Genomic DNA, 19,949 nt, shown 5'->3' with positions numbered 1-19,949 from the left:
ATTAGGAGTTTGGGATTTTTTTATTGCTTTCCATTTCTTTTTGGAATTTTATTTTAAGATTGGAATTTTATAAATTATCTGATTAAACTAAAATGACCTTTGACATTTTTTCCATTTTCAAAAGTCAAAGTGAACCAATAATCGTCTGCAGGTAATTGCTGACCATTAAATTGTCCGCTCCATCCCGAACTACTCTGATTCATTTGTTTCAGTAATTTACCATAACGGTCAAAAATATAAATTTTATATTCAGGAAGTTTGTCTGAATTCTCAATGATCCAAAAATCATTATGACTATCGTTATTTGGGGTAAAAAATCTTGGATAGTCCAATACGTATATAGGAAATATGTTTGACATACCACATTCATTTTTATCATGAGCGACTGCATTATAAATGCCTGGGGCTATACCATTAAATTGCGGATCATCTTGAAAGTGTTTTCCATCAAGTGAAAATTCATAATTTCCTGCACCTGTATATTTTATCAGGACAGAATTATCATTTCCTGAAAAATCATTTACAACAGCATCTGTAATTGTAGCCGGTTCCGAAAGAATAACAGTGAATTTTTTGGTTTTAGGACACCCCTTGCTATCCGTAACAGTTACAGTGTAATCGCCGGCGGTAGTTACTGTAGTTGAATTACTAGTACTTCCGTTACTCCAGTTATAAGAAGCAAAACCTGTTGCAACAATTAATTCTAAGCTACCGTTTTTACATAAATATTTCGATTCGTCTTCAAAATTAGGAGGGTTAAAAGTATTTACAACAAGGTCAACTTTTACTACATCATAACAATCTGGACCGTTTACAACTCTTGCGTAAATGGTTTGATTAAAAGCAGTAGCATTTTTGTATAAATTTGGCAGTACATTTATTTCTGCTAAAGCATCATTTGCGGTTAAATAGTAATGTGCTTTTAATTGGCTTGGTAAACCTAAAAGTACTTGTGGTGTAACATCCAAGTCAAGATTAAACTCGTAAATTCCATCCTGTTGATCATCTTCGTCACATTTATTTATCGGGCTTGGGTCAGGAATTGATGTTGGAGCAATTTGCAGTAGTACTTCAGCTATTTTAAAACATCCAAATTCATTTTCTAGACGAGCAAAAACAGTTTGATTAGGTGTTTTGTTAATATACATTTCAGGCCCTGCAATTGGACTAGTTTTGTCCTGCGCATTTTGCAATGTCTCATAAAAACCTGCATTTGTAATATTGGTAGCGTTGTTTTTAACGATGCTATTTACTTTCGTTAAATCGAAAATAGAAAAGCCATCACTATTATCATCACATTGCAGAAGCGAAGTGTCGGTTGATAAAATTTCAGGCGCATAATCAATTTTGATTTCACCTGCTAAAAGACAAGAAGATGGAGTTAGCGTAATTTCTACTTTATAGTTTCCTGGTTGAGTAACAGTATAAGTTGGTGTTGTTGCTACTTCAACATTATCTCTGTACCATTTATAAGAATAGGCTGGAGATAATTTTGGGTCTAATAAAAAAGTTTCGCCAAAACATAAAGGATTACTATTGTCTGAAGTTCTGTTTGGACCAAAATCTATTTTTGATGCAAAACTTCCGGCTTGTAAAAATACAGCCGAATCCAGATAGCGATAACTTGCATCGGCTACTACTAGTTTTACATGATACGGAACTCCTTTTTTAACAGGAGATTGCGCTGTCATTACAGTAGTTTGTCCAGCATAATTTACTGGACTTGTGTTTGTATTTAGACCGTTAAAATAAGTTTCATTTGATGCTGCACAACCCGGATACGGACTTCCATTTGGTCCTGTTCCCGGTACAATTTGTGGTCTTACATTAACAGATGAAACAGGTGTATTAGTACCAGGAATTACCGCAAGGTTTTTATATGGATCAGTACTTCCAACTTCTTTAATCAAAAAAGCAAAACCATCGGAGTATTCGCAAGGATAGGAATACTGATATTCATTAGAAGCAAAAATATAATTGAAACTTAAATAATCAGTCAGAGGGACAAAATCAAACTCAAGGACAGTTGCATCTACAGAATTGATTCCCAGAATTTGATTAAGGTCATTGTCGCCGAGCCAATCGACACTATCGCTTGTTCCTAAATCACTTACAAATGGCCCAATTGCACTTTGTGCTGTTGATGAAGCTAAAACTATTCCTTCTTCAAAAGGAAAACTACTGCCATTTCTGTTGAAATACGCAAAACTTTGCTGTGGAAGCCTATAATTATCGCCTTTACCAGTTTCGCCTGATGTAGAAGCACAAGAGCTGTTGACTAAAACGTTGCTTATAAGATCCTGTGCAGTTCTTCCATCGTCTATGCTAATATATTGGCCGTTCATCTCAAAGGATAAACAACAAAGCATGAAAACAAATATTAAAGCTTTAAAGTGAGTCATAGCCTCACAAATATACTATAAATCCCTATTTTTTAATAATTTGTAAGAAAAATAAATAAATAAAAATGTCCAAATTAAAACGATAAGAATTGCAGAGTAACTTACGCTATAATCGATGTCTGTATTAATTCCTATTTGCGATCCGATATTCTTTATTACAGATAATCTAGGGCCAGGATTTACAATTAAATTTGACATGGATTCTAAAGGAAGGAATTGCGTAATTTTTTCATCAATATTGCTATCTGGGAAAACTTTAAATGCTAAAAAGCCTCTAATTATGCCTTCTATTATATTCCAAACTAAAAGAAAACCCAATGCAAAAGCTGATCTTTTTACCAAAATTCCAAGAAATAGACAGAATGAAAAGAAGCCAGTTAATTTGACAAAAAAAGCTAGAAGATAGTCTAAATCACTAAAAATAATATCGAGTTCTGTATAGGAAGAAAAAATCAAACCTAATATTAAACTCATCACAAAAATAAAAATGGTAGAAATAACAGAAAATAAAACAACCGTTAAAAATTTTGATAGTATAAATTCTTTTTTACTTAAACCATCAATTAAGTTTTGTTTTAAAGTGCCATAACTGTATTCGTTTGCCATCATGGAAACAATTACAATAGCAAGAAATAATTTCAAAATAGCGGCAACATAAGTATTAAAGTGCCAAATAAACGGAAAATTAAAAATTCCCATTTCTGCTAAATGAAATTTAAAAGGACCAATATCAAACTTAATAGAAGCGATTAAGGCTATAAATGAAAGTAGAATAAAATAGGTTAAAGTTAAAATTCGGCTGGCTTTATTCATCCAGATTTTTTGAAGTTCTATAGAGATAAGTCTGTTCATTGTTTAGTTTTTTTGGATGTTGGCGTTTTTGGTTAATTCTAAAAATTGTGCTTCCAGACTGTTTTTACGTTTTACTAAGTGATTTAAAACAACATTTTTGGAGAACAAAAATTGATTTAATTCTGAAGCGGATAAGTCTGATTTTAAGTAAACTAAAAGTTTTCCGTCTTCTTCTTTTATTTGACTAATTGCAGGATGATTATCCAAAACTGATTTTAAAGCCAGATTATCATTCGCAGAAATTTCAAAAAATCCTTCATTTGCAGACATTGCGTCAACAGAACCTGAATATAAGATTTCGCCTTTTCTTAAAACAACTACATGTGAACATACTTTTTCGACTTCATCTAATAAATGAGATGCCAATAAAATAGTTGTTCCTTGCGAAGCGATTTCTTTAATAATATCGCGAATCTGGTGAATTCCCTGCGGATCTAAACCATTTGTAGGTTCGTCCAAAATCAAAATTTCAGGATCATTCAACAATGCCGATGCAATTGCCAAACGCTGTTTCATTCCTAAAGAAAATGTACTGAATTTGCTGTTTTTTCTTTCGGTTAAACCGACCAAATCAAGTTTTTCTTCAATTTTAGAATAATTAATACTCTTAATTTTGCAGACTAATTTCAGGTTTTCTTCCGCCGTCATATAAGGATAAAAATTAGGTCGCTCTATAATTGCACCTACCTTTTTCAAGGCTTCATGTGTCTGCATTTTTCCATCAAACCATTTGTAACTGCCTGTTGTTTCGTTTACAACATTCAGAACAATTCCTAAAGTGGTTGATTTTCCGCTTCCGTTAGGGCCAAGAATGCCGTAGACATGACCTTTTTGTATACTGAAAGATACGTTTTTGAGCGCCTGAATGCGTCCGTATCGCTTGCTGAGATTTTCGATGGTAAGAATGGTTTCCAAGTTTTTTCGGTTTTAGTTTTTAGTAAGACGATTCAACTTCTATATTGTTACGCTAAATTTATTTTTATCGCGTTATTGATGTAAATTTGTATTAAAGATATTCAAAATGAGCGAGCCTTTAATGGTTTTAAAAAAACCGTCATACCCTTTAACACAACCGCTTTTAAGTTATTTGGACAGATTCGAACGTATTTCGAAAGTTTCTGTTTTTTACGATGACTTATTGCGATTTTCAGGTTCGATCAATGTTTATGATAAAAATGAAACGGATACTTTATGGATTCGTGTTTATTATAGCGAATTCGAGAGAAATGAAATCGACCTTAATCTGAAGAAAATTTACTCGTTGCTGCATTCTGATGGAAACAACGAAATTATTCAATACTTGAATGTTGATGCGATTGATTACTGTACTTTCGGAAATTCAAAACCTTTCAGGATTAAAGTTCGAAATATTCTGAATGACAACTACGTTCATTTTTATATAAAAAAAGCCGATGCGTCCAGAATTTACGGATTAGAATTGGAAGATATTCTTTCGCCGGATAAAATCAACTTTTTGGTATACAATGATACTTTGATAGAGGAACATATTATTGGAATTCCAGGTGATGTTTTTATGGATACTTTACTGGATAAATGTACAGAAACTGAAAAAGCACAAATCGCAAAAGAATTTGTAAAGTTTAATGAACGTTGTATGATTCGGCTTTTGGGGGATATGCGTGCCTACAATTATGTAATTGTTCCAATTCACGATTTTGATCAGGTAGTTTATAAAATCCGTCCAATTGATTTTGATCAGCAATGTTACGAAGGTAATTTTAAAGTGTATCGCCCGCAGTTTTTCAAAGAAAATTATCCAATGATTAAGCTTATTAAAGAAAAATTGGAAGAGCGTTCGATCATTCAGTATAAAGATGAAGAAAGAGCAATTTTAGCAAAACGTATTCATTCTGCCGAAACCAGAATTAAAAAATTATTGAATATAATGTGCCACGATACTATTTCGACACAAGAGCATCTGGATCAGTTAAAAATGGAGTTGTACCGATATACCAATGATATGAAGTTTAAAAATGCCAGATCAATGGGACACGTCATGCACGCTGCGTTTGAATTCATTACACGCAATTTTAAAAACACTAATTTAGTTTAAAGAATTTCACCATATAAGTTATATAAGTTCATATAGTCAGACTGCTTAAATTATCTTATATGACTTATATGGTTAAAAAAATCAATATTATGAAGAAATCTTTTTTAGTAGCCGTTTCTATTGTTTTGTTGGCTTGTCAGCAACAGACAAACAGTAATTTTAAAACGCTTTATTCGCTTCCAAAAAAATTAAAAGAAGTTTCCGGAATAACGTATTTTCCTGAAACAAATATGATTTATACTTTGGAAGACAGCGGAAATAAAAATGCCATTTACGCAATTGATTCTAAAGGGAAATTAGCTAAAACGATCACAATTTCAAATGCAACAAATGTGGATTGGGAAGATATTACAAAAGATAAATCCGGAAATATCTATGTTGGTGATTTTGGGAACAATGATAATGAGCGCAAAGATTTATGCATTTATAAAGTTGCAAAAAATCAGCTGAATAAAGATTTGGCTTCCGCCGAATATAAAATCTCTTTCTCCTATCCGGAACAGACAGAATTTCCTCCAAAGAAAAAAGAACTATTTTATGATGTTGAAGGCTTTTTTGAGCAAGGCGGATATTTTTATCTTTTCACAAAAAACAGAAGCAAAGGTTTTGACGGAACGGCTTTCATTTATAAAATTAAAAATGCAAAAGGAACTCAAAAAGCAGTCAAAATTGGAGAGTTTAAAACTTGTAATAATTACAATCATTGTGTGTTGACAAGCGCGACAATAAGTCCGGACGGAAAAAAAGTAGCCTTGTTAAGTCACGACAAAATTGTGTTGTTCAAAGATTTCAAAGGCGATTTATTCCACAAAGGAAAACAGACCGAAATAAACTTAAATCACTTCTCACAAAAAGAAGCCGTAGTTTTCAAAGACAATAACACCTTACTCATCGCCGATGAAAAAGCTGATAAAATAGGAGGGAATGTTTATGAGTTTAAACTCTAAGTTTCTGAGATACTAAGATGCTAAGCTACTAAGATTAAAAAGTTAGCCAAAAATTCCACTAATTTTTATTTAAAATATATTTCGTGAAAATTAGTGGAATTCGTGGCTAAAAAACTTAGAATCTTAGCAACTTAGAACCTTAGCATCTTTTTTTAAAAACTATATGCTGCTCCAAAAATAACTCTTCCTTTTTCATCAGGTGACTGGAAATAGGAAATTCTGGCTGTTAGAAGATTAATTGCATTCAGCCATAATCCGCCGCCGTAATCATGATGCCATTTTCTTGAGTTTTCGCCGTCAAGCCAAATTCTTCCGTAGTCGAAACCGCCCAGAATTCCATAAGTTAATGGTGCAACAGTACGATGTATTTTACCAATGCTAAAACGTAAATCACTACTTTGAGAGAAATAAGAACTTCCTAAAAAGCGCTCATTTCTATAACCGCGTAAATCAGTGTCGCCGCCTAAAGCCGCACCATGATAAAAATCAAAATTGTTATTTAAAATCGCTTTTCCTTTTAAGAATGTTGCTAAAACTAATTTCCCATTGTGATCAATTTTATGCGTGAAGCCTAAAATACTTTCAAGTGTTGGGAAATTTTGTTTGGTATCGCTTAAGTTCGTTGTCCACATTCCGGAAAGCATAAAATATATTCCTAAAGTCGGTTTTGCTACAAAATCAGAGTTTTTAAACGAATATTTAACTTTCATACCACCGTATGTCTGACTATCAAATACATTCGGATTTATGATTCCAGGAATATCGATATATCGGTTTTCAGTTTCTTCAACAGTCATTTTTTGAAGAATAGGCTGAATGCTGAATTCACTTCCAAAACGCCCAACATGTCTCACTGCGCCCGCAACATTGAACTTTCGGATTCGGACTCTGTTATAATCCATTCCAAATTCGTCATCATTATTTACAGTTTCATTTCCGTATCCAAAATAGTTCATTGCAAAATTTGGAGTCGTATATTGTGCATCAACATCAATAACCCATTTTCCTAATAATCCAGGGAAATGCGCGGCATAATTGAATTCTAAACCTCCGGTTGCAAAATAATAGAAACCGTTTAGAATGTGTCTTTGTGTATACGGATTTTGCTTGAAATTATTTACTGTGTAATTTAGATTGAAGCCCATTTTTACGCCGTCATCCGGGTTGTAACCAATATTTGGCAATCCGGAAATAACATTGTATTTAGGTTTTTCATAATTATACAAATTCACTTCATAGTCGTCTGTCAGCTGTGTTTTGGCTTTATTATCTAAATTGTATGTGTTTTCTTTTGATTTGAAATCATAAACGATAACCTTTCTGCCATTTTCAATATTGTAAGTATCATTGTTTTGACCTCCAATCAAACGAATTTTGATGTTTGATTTTTGGTTTCCTTTTACTTCAAAAACATCATTGTCATCAAGTCCATAAATCCATAGATTTTTCGTTTTTTCATCCGTTACGGTTTTAGTGTAAACTAATTCGTCACCATCTTTCTTCATTCTTAAAACCTGAATTTCGATGCTTTTTTTAGCATTGTGATTTATAACGAATTTGTCTTTTTTATCAGTTCCGGCAATCATAACAGTGCGACTTAATACATCAAAATACTCCGAAGCATATTTCTGCAGGTCTTTTTTTCTGCTTTTTAATTTTTGCTTGATTTCGTCAACAGTTTCGTCCTGAACTTCTTTGGGCATATTTTTAAAAGCTGCGTCGATATCAGCATCGGATAAATTTTCCTGAATGTACTTTGCCTGATCCGTCCAGTCTTTTTCAACAGCCGTTCTTAAAAAAGCCAAATCCATAGGGTAAGGTTCTCTTCCAAGCCATTTTACATTGATTTTATCTCCTTTGAAAGTTCGCATATGGCGAAGTGCCGGAATATTCATTAGAAGAGAAAGTAAAGCGCCATCATATTTCACGAAAGCCTGATCACGATCACGCGGGATTGGTTTGTAAACCACTTTATCGCCTATTTTATATTCACCCCAACGCCATTGGTCACTGTGTCTGTCCCAGTCGCCAATCAATATATCAAACAAACGGGCTTTTATATATTCTTTTTCGTCTACCGTATATTTTTCGTCCTTATGAAGGTTTTTCATCATATCATTGGTACTGATAATATCAGTTGGATTTCCAAAATTCTTAGCATCAAGATGATTGTCAGCCGGACGTTCTTCGACCATATACAGCTGATCGCCAAAACCGGAATTAAATTCTTTTAATCCTTTTTGTTTCGGAATATAATATAGAATTGGATTAGTGTGTGCAAGTCCAATTTGATCCGACATACTACCGGTCACAAAAGAAGCATAAGGATGAGAAGTAGTATAAAAATCGAATAAAAAGTTCTCTGTATATGTTTTTTCAAAATCATTTACAATGTACTGATCTTTAAAAGCTACTGACTGTAAAAATACCGTTGCACTTTTTTTCATGGCGCGCATGATATATTCTCGGCCTTTTGGATCGGACATTCTCAATGAAATAGATTGATGTCCGCCGCCTTCACGAATGGGTTTCAGACCGCCCATTAAAGTGTCTACAGTCGCAACTTTGGCTTCAACGGGCATGCTGTAATACTTTCTGTAATGTTGACCGAATAAGAATTTATGAACTAAACTTTTATTGGTCATTTCTTCTGTATAGATCGAAGTTGTAATTTTCGGTGGAAAATTATTCGGAATATCAGCAGCCCAATTGATTTCTTTGGCTTTTATGATTTCTCGTTCAAAAAGAAGTTTTTCTTTGTTGTTTTCATTTCCGAAATAAGAAACTTTTGCATCACCACTTTTAAATAAAGTCAATGTTGCATAACCATTTCCTCCATAGGAGAAATCATTTTCACTGATAGCGCGAGCAGCTTCTGATTTTGATCCCGCACCACTGATAATCTGTTGGATATTTTCTTTGCTGATGTACTGCAAGTTATGATCATGTCCTGAAACGACAATAACATTTTTCTGCTTCTGTAAAAGTGTTTTTATTCTTTTGGCATAAATTGTATACTGTTTATTTTGAAGATCCTGTGGGCTCGCGCCGGAAGTTTTTCGTAACAAATTAATAAATGAACCAATTACAGGAAGTGGAATTTTTTTCTCTAACGGAAATAATTGCTTTTCCATAGAAAATTGCCCGCCGTGCGTTCCATTACTCAATAATGGATGATGAATGGCCAAAACAACCGTCTTTTCCTGATTTTTATTTAAGACACTTTCCAGTTCATCAAAGAAATCTTCGCGGGTTTTAATGTCGCAATTGTCATTTATCGTCGGATGATTATTCCAGTCTTCCAGAAACCATTCGCTGTCAACAGTAATTAACGTTGTAGTACTGTCAATTTTCACATCTTCGATAGGACATGTCTTTCGCGGAAGAAATGCTTTTTTATCATTTAGATATTTTGTCACAAAATCGGCCTGTGCCTCTAAGCCTTTGATGCCGTTGTACCAATCGTGATTTCCGGGAATAAATATTGTTTTTCCTCTAAAACCTTCCGCTAATTTTAATTGATTGGTTAGTTTTGTTTCGGCTAAACCCTTGTCTTTAGCGTTTTTATCAGCTGGAAAACCTTTTGGGTAAATGTTGTCTCCCAAAAATAAAAGGGTAGATTTTTTACCGGAATTTTTTAGTTTTTTATGCAGTAACTCCAGCGTTTGTTGAGCTTGTTCTTCATCAGCATTTCCGGCATCTCCGACAAGAAAGAAAGTATGCGCAATTTTTATGGTATCAGTTGCGTTTTCTGTTTCGTTAGCACTTACATTTTTTCCGTATTGTGCTTTACGCGTCGCACAGGAATATAGGAGAACTATAGCGGTTATTACCAAAGAATAGTTTTTAATCTTGGCAATAAAATGATTATCCAAAAACAATTTCATAATTTAGTGGTATAAAAATTTTCTTTATGAATCTAGTAGAACAATCCGAAGATTTCGTCAGTAATTTACTCAAAGATAAACTTTCTAATTTATATTCTTACCATAATTTTAATCATACTTTTACTGTGGTTACTGCGGTTAAAGAGCTTTGTAAAAAAGAAGATGTAGAAGGCGATGATAAGGAAGCGCTCTTAGTTGCTGCCTGGTTTCACGACACTGGTTATGTTGACGGATATGAAAATCATGAAGAAAAAAGTAAAGAAATAGCCGCTGATTTTTTACGTAAAAAAGGAAAATCGGAAGAATTTATTGCGCTTGTTTCGAGTTTGATTTTGGCTACGACCAAAGATTATGAGCCTAAAACACATTTAGAAAAAATAATCAGAGATGCAGATTATGCGCATTTAATGGGGGTAGAATATGCTACAACCTGCGAATTATTGCGTTTAGAATTAAAAAATACCGGAATAGTAAGTTTTTCTAATGCCGAATGGACAAGGGAAAATTTAAACTTTTTATTGAATAAACATCGCTTCTATACTGATTATGCTTTAAGAAAATGGCAACCTTTAAAAGAAAAAAACCTGTTATTAATTCAGAAAAAAATAAACAAACAGGAATTGAAAGCTGCAGCTGCAATCGAAGAAGAGAATAAAAAGCGAGAAAAAGCGGAAAAAGCAGAAAAACCTGAGCGCGGAATTGATACTTTATTTCGCGTAACGCTCGGAAATCATACACGTTTAAGCGGTATCGCAGATAGTAAAGCTAATATTTTGTTGTCTGTAAATGCAATTATCATTTCGATAGCATTATCATCTATTATTCCGAAATTGGATAGTCCGAAAAATGCGCATTTAGTTGTTCCTACTTTTATTATGCTGATGTCAAGCGTGATCACGATTATTTTTGCGATTCTATCTACACGTCCAAAAGTAACTTCTGGATTTTTTACACGAGATGATGTTGAAGCAAAAAAGGTGAATTTAATGTTTTTTGGAAATTTCTATAAAATGCCTTTAGAAGATTATGATTGGGCAATGAACGAAATGATGAAAGACAGAGATTATCTGTATTCGACGATGATCAAAGATTTGTATTATTTGGGATTGGTTTTACAACGAAAATATAACTTACTCCGAATTGCCTATAACTTTTTCATGTTCGGAATTATTATTACGGTAATCGCTTTTGTTATTGCCTTTAAAGAAGTAACTGTTTAAAAAAAAGCTCAACTAATTTTAGTTGAGCTCATCTAATAAATCTTGATAAGTGATTTTTTTTGCTGCCGGATTTGCAGCATTGTTGATTACTTTTACACGTATCGCTCTCAATCCCGAAACTCCCTGAAGGTCTTCAACCTCAAATTGTTCGATGGCCGGTTCAAGAACTTTTTTGTGCTGAAGGTATTTAATGTATTTTAAATATTCTGCTTCTTCGCTGTTTTGAGAATATACAATCGTAATTTTTTCTTTCTCGGTAATTCTTTCTTTTGTCCCTTTGATATTCGATTTGTCAATTCGTTTTTTGACCACTTCATATCTTGCATTATAGGTTCCGTCAACGTCAAAACGTTTTTCATCCATTCTGAAACGTATGGAAAGTGGAGAACTGAAAACTAAAATTAAAGAGGTTACATCCAACTCATAAGGAAGTGATTCCTTAAGTTCATGATGTTCCAGTTCCATTTCGCATAAAGTCTGCAATTGCCATAATCTCAAATTATGCAAATACATCATATCAAATGGCTTTGTTGGCGAAATTGATGCACCAATATATAAATTGTGTTCAACACCATCCGTTTTAAAACGTTCGTAATAATGTGGATAAATTTGCTGTGCTTCTAATTGTTTTTTATCTAAAACAGAAGCCAATTTTTTATTGATGATGGACATTGCATTATCAAACTTCTTTCTTTCCTGATAAAATAAACCGGACTTTTCATCAAGACTTGCAAAATAAGCTTCTTCCAGTTTTTCGCTCTGAAAAGAATCTTTACTTTTTTTAAGTATCGGATGAATTTCTTCTTCGATATATCTTTGAATATGCTGTTCAGTATCCGCTTTAAGCGGAAAATCTAATTCATTTCTAAGCGATTCCAGTTCAAATTTTCTTTGTTCCAGAAGAACCAGATTTGAATTTGGTTTTTGATTATCAAAAATTTCCAAAAGCATTGTAAGCTGATTTTTTAAATCGGTTTTTACGGTTTCATTTCGGTGTTCTGAAGAACCTTTAATATCGATTTGCCCGTATAGCGGATATACATTTTTGAATACAATTTCCTTAAAAATATAATCTTTTGTATGATTGATATTTTGAAAATAGTTCTGAGATTCTTTTCTAAACTTCCAATAAACACTTGGGTGAATCGTAGTATATTCACGTTGAATAATAGCTTCAACTTGATGCTGCATATCCGTATTATAGCGGTCAATAGTGTCCGTTAAATACGGTAAAATCAATTCGAGTTTTGTAGCGTTGACACTATTCAAATCGCGGGGATTTTCAGAAACTAATTCGACAACGCCCAACAATTGTTCGTCTTTGATGACCGGTGCAAACACACAACTTTGAATGCCTTGTTTTAGTAAATGTTCACCAAGTCTTTTATTTGAAGATTCTTCGATGAATTTCTCAACGTTCGAAATCACAAAAGGTTCTTTTTTGTCTAAAAGATTTTCGAATGAACAACCAAAGAAAGCATTCTTGCAGTCTACTTCCTGATCTGTTTTTAAAAGAAAACTCTGTAACTGATTATCAAACTTAATTGGTCTGATGAATTTTTCTTCTTCAGGATTATAAATAATAAAGCCCACTTTTAAACTCGGAATCTTAAAGATAGATCTAAAAATATCCTCGATAATTTCAGTGGATTCAACACGAGTAGAATCAGGTTTTAATAAATTACTTTTCAGGTTCGAAATAGCACTTTCAGTAGTAGCATCAAATAAAGAAACAATTCCGAAACCTTTTAAAATCCAGCTTCTTTCAGGGAATTTTGATTTCCATAATTCAAGATCATTATAATTATCAATTAAGAGATCAATATCATCCTGAGTCAATTCTATGGCTTCTGCTGTTGGAGTAATCTCCATGAAGTCAGCGTTGTATAAAATTCGGTAATGTTTTTTTATACCTTCTTCATCGGGAATATCATAGAAAAACGGTTTGTTGAAATCAATATTCTGATTGTAATAATACGCCAGAATCAAACAGCAATTATTGATATAGAATTGATGCTCATCAAAATCACGAATTTCCATATAAAATTCGTCACCTGCGTTTCTTAAAATCTTTTTGAAACGCTCTGTATAATTGAAAGATATGTTTTGAAAAGGAATTGTGATTGCCTTTATTTCGTTGTTCGTCAGTGCAGTAGGAAATAGATCGGCAACCAGATTTTTTATTAATGCTTCATTATTCTTTATAATGTTATAGTCACGAATTCCGTTTCTGAATTCCGGATAAGCTTCAACTTCTTTTAAAATAGCTTTGGCATAGTTAGATCGGTAATCCACATCAGATAAAGCAATTTCTTCAAATGATTCAATTAATTTATGAAATGAGATTACGGTTTCGAAAGGACTTTCGTAAGGTAAAAGACGATCCATCTGTTTGAGTTTTAGGAATACAAATTTAAGCATAAATTAAGAATCACCGACATTTTGCAATTTGTTTCGTTTATGGTGGGATAGTTTATTTCTTTATAAATAAAGGGGTCGAAGAGAGTTTTTGTTTTTTTAACTAAAAATTAACAATGTAAATAACGGAACGATCGTTCTGTTATTATATCTTTGTACCATAATAATTGAATAATCAATAACTTAAATAAAAAGTAAAATGAAAAATTTAGAAAACAAAGTTGCAATCGTAACAGGTGGAAACAGTGGAATTGGATATGCAGCTGCAGCTGATTTAGTAGCAAAAGGTGTAAAAGTAATTGTAACAGGAAGAAACAAAGAAGCTTTGGCAAAAGCCGAAACAGAATTGAATGTTACCGGAATCGTTGCTGATCAATCTGATTTAAAATCAATTGATAGTTTGGTAGAAGAAGTAAAAGCAAAATTCGGAAAAGTAGATATTTTGTTTTTGAATGCAGGAATTGCAGCTTTCGCTCCAGTAGATTCAGCTTCAGAAGATCATTACGACAGTATTATGAATGTGAATGTAAAAGGTGTTTATTTTACAGTTCAGAAAGTGTTGCCAATTTTAAATGATGGTGGTTCTATTATTTTTAATACTTCGGTAAATGCACAATTAGGAATGCCAGGTTCAAGTGTTTATGGAGCAAGTAAAGCAGCCGTTTTATCTTTAAACAGAATCTTTGCTGCTGAATTAGCACCAAGAAAAATCAGAGTAAATGCAGTTTCTCCTGGTCCAATCGAAACGCCTTTATACGGTAAAGTTGGTTTAGAAAAAGAAGAAGTGGAAGGTTTAGGCGCAGCTTTAGGTAACAAAATTTTATTGAAACGTTTTGGACAAGCCGCTGAAGTTGCAAAAACAATTAGTTTCCTTGCTTCAGATGATTCTTCATTCATTACAGGAACTGAAATTGTTGTTGATGGTGGCCTTACTGTTAATACAGTATTATAATTTTTTTGACTAATTCAGGAACGATTGTTCCGTATTTTTAGTATCTTTGGAAATGAATTTAATTTTGAAGCGATGGCTAGAACAAAAGAATTTAACGAAGATCAGGCTTTAGATAAAGCAATTGAAATCTTTTGGCACAAAGGTTATAACGGAACTTCTGCACAGGATTTGGTGACACATTTAGGTTTGAGCCGCTCTAGTTTGTATGATACTTTTGGCGATAAGCAAAAGCTATTTTCAAAATCTTTACAGCGTTATCAGCAACAAGCTCAAGATACTGTAAAAGAACTTTTGGAGAAATCTGATAATGTAAAAGAAACGTTACATGAAATTTTTAAACAAGCTGTGATCGAAAGTTTAGAAGACCGAATTACAAAAGGCTGTTTTATGGTTAATTCGTCTGTAGAATTGGCTATGCACGACGAAGAAATTGCTAAAATTGTAAAAAGCAACAGTCAAACTATGGAAGAAGTCTTTACAAATGCCGTTAAAAAAGGGCAGGAGGCTGGGCATATTTCAAAGACGCTTGACGCAAAAGTTTTGGCTCGATTCATCTTTAATAATTACTCGGGAATTCGTGTTTTGGCTCGTGCCGGAGAAAGGAATAAACAGGTTTATGACGATATTGTAAAAGCGGTTTTTTCGGTTTTATAACATCAGAATAATGGTAATAAAAAAAGGCAATTACAAAATGTAACTGCCTTTTTCTGTTTTAAGTAAGTAATAGAAAATGAAAACTTCTTAGCTTTTTTCTTCTTTGTTGAAGTAAACTAAGTAGTAATACATTTGTTTTTCTTCATCCCAGCCTTTTTCAACAAATTTTTCTGCACTTTCAGGATTGATGAAATCCATTTTAATCTGAATGTGAGTATCTAAATTAATCACATTTTTAATCGATTTTCTAGCGTCAGAAACTGCTGCGTTGGCAATTGGGAATGAGGTTACATCTTCGATGCTGTATTTTTCTCCTTTATCAACTTTATAGTTTTTAAATTCAGGAATTAAATCAGGATTGTCTAGTACTTCATTCAAGAAATTTTGCTCTTCAAACTGATCATTTTTAGCAAAATAATTCACAGATCTGTTCATAAACATTACTTCCTCTTTCTTGTCTTCTGCTGGCAAAACAACATCTTTTGCGAAGTTTTGACAGAACTTTAAATATTTTTTTGTGATGAAATTTTCATCTTCAAAAGCATCTACAGATAAAAAGTGCTCCAACCAGTAACGAGCGTCATAACGGTTGCTGTCTACAGTTAGAATTTTATATCCTTCTTCTTTTTTATAATTGAAAATCAAACATCCTTTATCTAATTTGCTTAGGTTGATTCCTTGTTGCAAAATCATTTCAAGATTGCTGTCTTTTTCTTCAAATTGTAAAAAGTCGGCTTGCAATTCGCTTTTAAAAATTCCGATTGCATCAACTACGTTATTGTCAATGCTTAAGTTTGTCAAATACGTTACATAAACCTCTCCGTTTTTAATATGCGGATGATTTGACTGCTCGTATAAATGCTTCGTGATCTTTTTAGAAACCTCTTGTACACTAGCAGGATTTGTAAAAATCTCAGTAGCATATTTGAACATATCGTTATAGTCCAAGTCCACTTCGTGCGCAAACTGATAATAGTTTTCCTCTTTTTCTCTAAAAGGCTTAAAGAAATATTCTTTTATCAAAGGAACAATTTCATCATTTAGATTAAATGGCTGCTCTGATAAAAAAATAGCCTCGTTACGGCTTTTGTTTCCTACGCGATGTATCGCAAGCGTCTCGATGTGGGTGTTGAATAGGTTGATCATTTTTTTGAGTTGCTGAGATTCTAAGTTTCTAAGATACTAAGTTTTTAGATAGTGTCTTTTAATTTTTTAATTAATGACGCTAACATTCTCTCGATCTCTCGACTATCCTCATATAAAAGGTTAAATTCTTCTTCGTTTATGTAAATTATGTTTTTTGCAATTTCAAGTTGAGTTTGCATTTCAAATAAAGAACCAAGAGAAATGTATAAAAATCTTAAAAAATCTTTAGTGCTTTCTCTCCCAGATCCTTCGGCAATATTACTTGAAATTGAAACTGAACTTCGACGTATTTGAGAAGTCAGGCCAAAAGTTTCTTCTTTTGGAAAAGATCTAGTTGTTTTGTAAATTTTGGTAACTAAGGAAATTGATTTCTGCCAAACCAAGATTTTTCTAAAATGACTCATTTCTTATTTTTAAAATTAGTTTTTAAAAATAAGAAAAAACTTTCAAAATATAAGAAAACTTAGAATCTTAGCATCTTTGCACTTAGTAACTTTTACGTCAGTTCCAATTCTCCTCAAATCCATAATCTTCGAAGCTATCGTCGCCTTCGAACATATCAAGATCGTCTTCGTCTAGGTCGTCTTCAAATTCTCCGTAGATATCGTTGTGCATGTCATCAGCTTCGAAGTTTTTTTCGGTAGCTTCGTCTGGCATTTCGCCGTGCGAGAATAAAGTTTCCGGGTAAGTAGCACCAACAGCTTCATCTTCAACAGCAGCCAGTTCTACTAAGAAAGTCCACATACTGATGAAATCGTAAACGTAGATAATTTTTGTGTTTTCTTTATCTAAAATACTAGATAACGGATAATCGTTCATGGTTCTGATTTCGCCAGGAACATCTCCTGTATCAAAAAGAGGAATTTCATCTTCCTGATTCCAAGTTTCATCACAAGTGTAGAAAGAAGCAACTTCTGATCCGTCAAAACCAAAAGCGTTGAAGATTGCATTGTGTAAATCCTCAAGTGTATCGTCCTCAAGAATAGCAATGTCTCTAAAAATATCTTCTTCGGCGTCTAGAATTACTCTAAATTTATAAACCATAATCTTTGTTTTTATTGAGAGGTCAAAGGTAAAATATAAAAAACGAAATACGAATTTTGAATTACGATTTGTTGAAAAGATTTTTTCGATTTTTTGATTTACTGTAGATTATTTAGCTGGCGCTCCTGCAAGGTTTTCAAAACCTTGTAGGTTTGTAATTGTATTCAAGTTATTGCTACAAGGTTTTGAAAACCTTGCAGGAATAGGGATTAGAATTATTTTCCAGTCAGTCTTTTTCTAATCTTATGATAATGTTTGTGATATGTACTATGACTTGGATAACTTCTGCTTGATGTCATATTGTTAAAAATCAAAGCTGTTAAAAGTAAAAAAAGGACTCCGCTTAAAACTGGAGAAAGAACATACATATAGCCTAATGCTTTAACTTTTTCTGTTCCGATAACAGCAATTAAAGCCGTTGCGCCTCCGGGAGGGTGAAGTGTTTTAGTAATCTGCATTAAGATTATGGCGATTGAAACTGCTAATGGAGCAGCTATATACATAATGTCGGGAACCAGTTTATGAACTGTTACCCCAACAAGAGCGGAAATTACATGTCCGCCAACTAGATTTCGAGGCTGAGAAAACGGGCTCTGAATAATTCCATAAACCAAAACACTCGAAGCTCCAAATGAACCAATTAAATAAACGGCATCGCTTCCTGAAAAATGCATCGACTGTACGTAAGCCAAAACTCCAATTCCGACAAATGATCCAATAAACGACCAGAAATGTTCTTTATAATCAATTAAAGTTTCTTTATAAAGAATATAACGTGTTTTACGATAGCTTCTTTTGATTTTTGGAGTTGGCATAATGTTGTACTATTTGTGGTATTATTAGCCATGAATTCATGAACTTTTTATTTTTGTATGCTTGCTAGTTCATGAATTCATGGCAAAAAAAGAATTATTTCGTCAAGCTTGGGGCGTAACTGTATACTGTGTACGGATAAATTGTTTTGGCTGTGTATTTTGAAATCAGGCAAACGACAAGAATTGGAAAAAACAGAGTATAATCATTTGTTAATCCGCAAACTAGAAAAATTGATGTAAAAGGAGCGTGAATACTTGCACTTAAAACAGCGGCCATACCGATAATCATAAAGTTAACCGGAATTACATTTACATGGAAAAAACTGTTTAATATTGAAGCCAATAGTAATCCTAAAAAAGCTCCAATAAATAAACTCGGTGCAAAAACTCCTCCGTCGCCACCTGAAGCAAGTGTTATTGAAGTGACAATTGGTTTTAGGATCAATATTCCAATAAATGTTGTTGCTAAAGTAACAGTCAATTGTGTTTGAGAAGCATTTCCGAAGATTCCTTTTATTGCATGATAACCTTCACCATACAATTGCGGGAAAATAAATAAGGAAACACTTAATACAACTGAACCAATCAGAATTTTATAATAATGAGTGTCAATTTTTCCGAATTGTGATTTGAAAAACAACACACATTTTGTTAAGTAAACCGAGTTCATTCCAGCTAAAATTCCCAAAAGAATAAAATATGGAATCGCTCTTAAATGCCAGGTTACAATTGAAACCGCAAATAAAGGTTCTTCTTTCAGAATAGTCAATAATCCAAAAGCGATAGAAACCGCGATTACGTTTGAAATAATAAAGGCACGTGTAACTTTTCTGGAAATAACTTCAAAAGCAAATAAAATCCCTGCAATTGGACTGCTGAAAAGCGCTGTAACTCCGGCTGCAACTCCCGCACAGATTAGTTCGGTTTTATATTGGCGAAAAACATTTTCTTTTTCGTGTGCAACTGAACCAATTGTTGCTGTCGCAACGACAGTAGAAACTTCAATTCCGGTAGAACCTCCAAAAATAACAGTCAATAATCCGTTTATGAAGTGTGATGGAATTTTATATGAAGGAAGATTTTTAGATTTTGATGCTGTACTTTCAAAGACTTCTTTGATTCCTTTGTTTTCTTTTTTCTTAAAAAGATATTGTCTTAGAAAATAAATGACTGATAATCCGAAAACAGGAAAAATTATATAAAATATTGGGTGAAGAGATACTTCATGAAAGAAAATATGCTCGTAATATTCTGTTATTCTTTTTAAAGAAATTCCTAGAAAGGCGGAAAGAAAGCCAATTAAGAGGGAAACAATAACTAATTTTCTGAATTTAATAAATTGATGATTTTTTTTGATTTGCGCCGTTTTGTTCATCAGAAGGGAGTTTGAAGTCGCAGTTTTTTTCTGCGGATTACAAAATTAGGAATCAAATTCGGTTTTTTATAGGAAATTATCAATTTAGTGTGTTAAAATTGATATAAACAAGAATTTTCTTTCAGTATGTTTTTCCATATACAACGAAGATTAAGTTGCCACA

General features: G+C 33.1%; 15 protein-coding genes. 5 read left to right on the top strand and 10 right to left on the bottom strand.

The genetic code is table 11. The annotated features are described in order from the left end of the window. Positions 1-74: 74 nt before the first annotated feature. The 3 genes from BD847_RS13895 to BD847_RS13885 all read right to left on the bottom strand — a co-directional run bounded on the left by BD847_RS13895 (position 75) and on the right by BD847_RS13885 (position 4,169). On the bottom strand, positions 75-2,345 hold the full coding sequence (locus tag BD847_RS13895; RefSeq protein ID WP_244201604.1) for a T9SS type B sorting domain-containing protein: 2,271 nt from the start codon (positions 2,343-2,345) through the stop codon (positions 75-77). Positions 2,346-2,417: 72 nt separating this feature from the next. After that, entirely contained in the window at positions 2,418-3,254 is an 837-nt protein-coding gene (locus BD847_RS13890; RefSeq protein WP_115888864.1) for an ABC transporter permease, read from the bottom strand. A gap of 3 nt (positions 3,255-3,257) precedes the next feature. Further along, positions 3,258-4,169, bottom strand: a complete 912-nt coding sequence (locus BD847_RS13885; RefSeq protein WP_115888863.1) for an ABC transporter ATP-binding protein — start codon at positions 4,167-4,169, stop codon at positions 3,258-3,260. Between the two features lie 106 nt (positions 4,170-4,275). Here BD847_RS13885 and BD847_RS13880 point away from each other — a divergent pair, with 106 nt between their 5' ends. Next, entirely contained in the window at positions 4,276-5,328 is a 1,053-nt protein-coding gene (locus tag BD847_RS13880; protein WP_115888862.1) for a hypothetical protein, read from the top strand. Between the two features lie 89 nt (positions 5,329-5,417). Continuing rightward, complete coding sequence (locus tag BD847_RS13875; RefSeq protein ID WP_115889027.1) at positions 5,418-6,275, top strand: SdiA-regulated/phytase-like domain-containing protein; 858 nt, start codon at positions 5,418-5,420, stop codon at positions 6,273-6,275. A gap of 152 nt (positions 6,276-6,427) precedes the next feature. Here BD847_RS13875 and BD847_RS13870 read toward each other — a convergent pair whose 3' ends face one another. Beyond that, positions 6,428-10,162, bottom strand: a complete 3,735-nt coding sequence (locus tag BD847_RS13870) for a metallophosphoesterase (protein ID WP_115888861.1) — start codon at positions 10,160-10,162, stop codon at positions 6,428-6,430. A gap of 26 nt (positions 10,163-10,188) precedes the next feature. Here BD847_RS13870 and BD847_RS13865 point away from each other — a divergent pair, with 26 nt between their 5' ends. Further along, entirely contained in the window at positions 10,189-11,382 is a 1,194-nt protein-coding gene (locus tag BD847_RS13865; RefSeq protein WP_115888860.1) for a Pycsar system effector family protein, read from the top strand. An 18-nt stretch (positions 11,383-11,400) separates the two neighbouring features. Here the strand turns inward: BD847_RS13865 and BD847_RS13860 are convergent, their stop codons facing one another. Continuing rightward, the gene (locus BD847_RS13860) at positions 11,401-13,770 is read right to left on the bottom strand and encodes a GAF domain-containing protein (RefSeq protein ID WP_115888859.1); all 2,370 of its coding nucleotides are present in this window, start codon (positions 13,768-13,770) and stop codon (positions 11,401-11,403) included. 229 nt (positions 13,771-13,999) lie between these two features. Here BD847_RS13860 and BD847_RS13855 point away from each other — a divergent pair, with 229 nt between their 5' ends. Continuing rightward, positions 14,000-14,752, top strand: coding sequence for a glucose 1-dehydrogenase (locus BD847_RS13855; RefSeq protein ID WP_115888858.1), 753 nt, complete (start codon positions 14,000-14,002; stop codon positions 14,750-14,752). Between the two features lie 72 nt (positions 14,753-14,824). After that, positions 14,825-15,406, top strand: coding sequence for a TetR/AcrR family transcriptional regulator (locus BD847_RS13850; protein ID WP_115889026.1), 582 nt, complete (start codon positions 14,825-14,827; stop codon positions 15,404-15,406). An 87-nt stretch (positions 15,407-15,493) separates the two neighbouring features. On the opposite strand, the gene BD847_RS13845 is transcribed toward BD847_RS13850, so the two are convergent. The 5 genes from BD847_RS13845 to BD847_RS13825 all read right to left on the bottom strand — a co-directional run bounded on the left by BD847_RS13845 (position 15,494) and on the right by BD847_RS13825 (position 19,786). Next, positions 15,494-16,552 (bottom strand): nucleoid-associated protein, encoded by a 1,059-nt coding sequence (locus BD847_RS13845; protein ID WP_115888857.1) that lies wholly within the window; start codon positions 16,550-16,552, stop codon positions 15,494-15,496. Positions 16,553-16,596: 44 nt separating this feature from the next. Next, positions 16,597-16,956 carry a four helix bundle protein gene (locus tag BD847_RS13840; RefSeq protein ID WP_115888856.1) on the bottom strand — a complete coding sequence of 120 codons (360 nt, stop codon included), beginning with the start codon at positions 16,954-16,956 and terminating at the stop codon, positions 16,597-16,599. Between the two features lie 97 nt (positions 16,957-17,053). Then, entirely contained in the window at positions 17,054-17,596 is a 543-nt protein-coding gene (locus BD847_RS13835) for an IS1096 element passenger TnpR family protein (RefSeq protein ID WP_115888855.1), read from the bottom strand. A 215-nt stretch (positions 17,597-17,811) separates the two neighbouring features. Next, positions 17,812-18,411 (bottom strand): HPP family protein, encoded by a 600-nt coding sequence (locus tag BD847_RS13830; RefSeq protein WP_115888854.1) that lies wholly within the window; start codon positions 18,409-18,411, stop codon positions 17,812-17,814. Between the two features lie 94 nt (positions 18,412-18,505). Next, the gene (locus tag BD847_RS13825; protein WP_115888853.1) at positions 18,506-19,786 is read right to left on the bottom strand and encodes a chloride channel protein; all 1,281 of its coding nucleotides are present in this window, start codon (positions 19,784-19,786) and stop codon (positions 18,506-18,508) included. Positions 19,787-19,949 lie beyond the last annotated feature (163 nt).

This window comes from Flavobacterium cutihirudinis (assembly GCF_003385895.1).
Lineage (GTDB): Bacteria > Bacteroidota > Bacteroidia > Flavobacteriales > Flavobacteriaceae > Flavobacterium > Flavobacterium cutihirudinis.
This window is presented reverse-complemented; position numbering and strand designations above follow the sequence as displayed.

Excerpts from the sequence above, each read along its gene's own strand:
- BD847_RS13895 (WP_244201604.1), bottom strand. The coding sequence starts at position 2,345 with ATGAACGGCCAATATATTAGCATAGACGATGGAAGAACTGCACAGGAT.
- BD847_RS13890 (WP_115888864.1), bottom strand. The coding sequence starts at position 3,254 with ATGAACAGACTTATCTCTATAGAACTTCAAAAAATCTGGATGAATAAA.
- BD847_RS13880 (WP_115888862.1), top strand. The coding sequence starts at position 4,276 with ATGAGCGAGCCTTTAATGGTTTTAAAAAAACCGTCATACCCTTTAACA.
- BD847_RS13875 (WP_115889027.1), top strand. The coding sequence starts at position 5,418 with ATGAAGAAATCTTTTTTAGTAGCCGTTTCTATTGTTTTGTTGGCTTGT.
- BD847_RS13870 (WP_115888861.1), bottom strand. The coding sequence starts at position 10,162 with ATGAAATTGTTTTTGGATAATCATTTTATTGCCAAGATTAAAAACTAT.
- BD847_RS13865 (WP_115888860.1), top strand. The coding sequence starts at position 10,189 with ATGAATCTAGTAGAACAATCCGAAGATTTCGTCAGTAATTTACTCAAA.
- BD847_RS13860 (WP_115888859.1), bottom strand. The coding sequence starts at position 13,770 with ATGGATCGTCTTTTACCTTACGAAAGTCCTTTCGAAACCGTAATCTCA.
- BD847_RS13855 (WP_115888858.1), top strand. The coding sequence starts at position 14,000 with ATGAAAAATTTAGAAAACAAAGTTGCAATCGTAACAGGTGGAAACAGT.
- BD847_RS13850 (WP_115889026.1), top strand. The coding sequence starts at position 14,825 with ATGGCTAGAACAAAAGAATTTAACGAAGATCAGGCTTTAGATAAAGCA.
- BD847_RS13845 (WP_115888857.1), bottom strand. The coding sequence starts at position 16,552 with ATGATCAACCTATTCAACACCCACATCGAGACGCTTGCGATACATCGC.
- BD847_RS13840 (WP_115888856.1), bottom strand. The coding sequence starts at position 16,956 with ATGAGTCATTTTAGAAAAATCTTGGTTTGGCAGAAATCAATTTCCTTA.
- BD847_RS13835 (WP_115888855.1), bottom strand. The coding sequence starts at position 17,596 with ATGGTTTATAAATTTAGAGTAATTCTAGACGCCGAAGAAGATATTTTT.
- BD847_RS13830 (WP_115888854.1), bottom strand. The coding sequence starts at position 18,411 with ATGCCAACTCCAAAAATCAAAAGAAGCTATCGTAAAACACGTTATATT.
- BD847_RS13825 (WP_115888853.1), bottom strand. The coding sequence starts at position 19,786 with ATGAACAAAACGGCGCAAATCAAAAAAAATCATCAATTTATTAAATTC.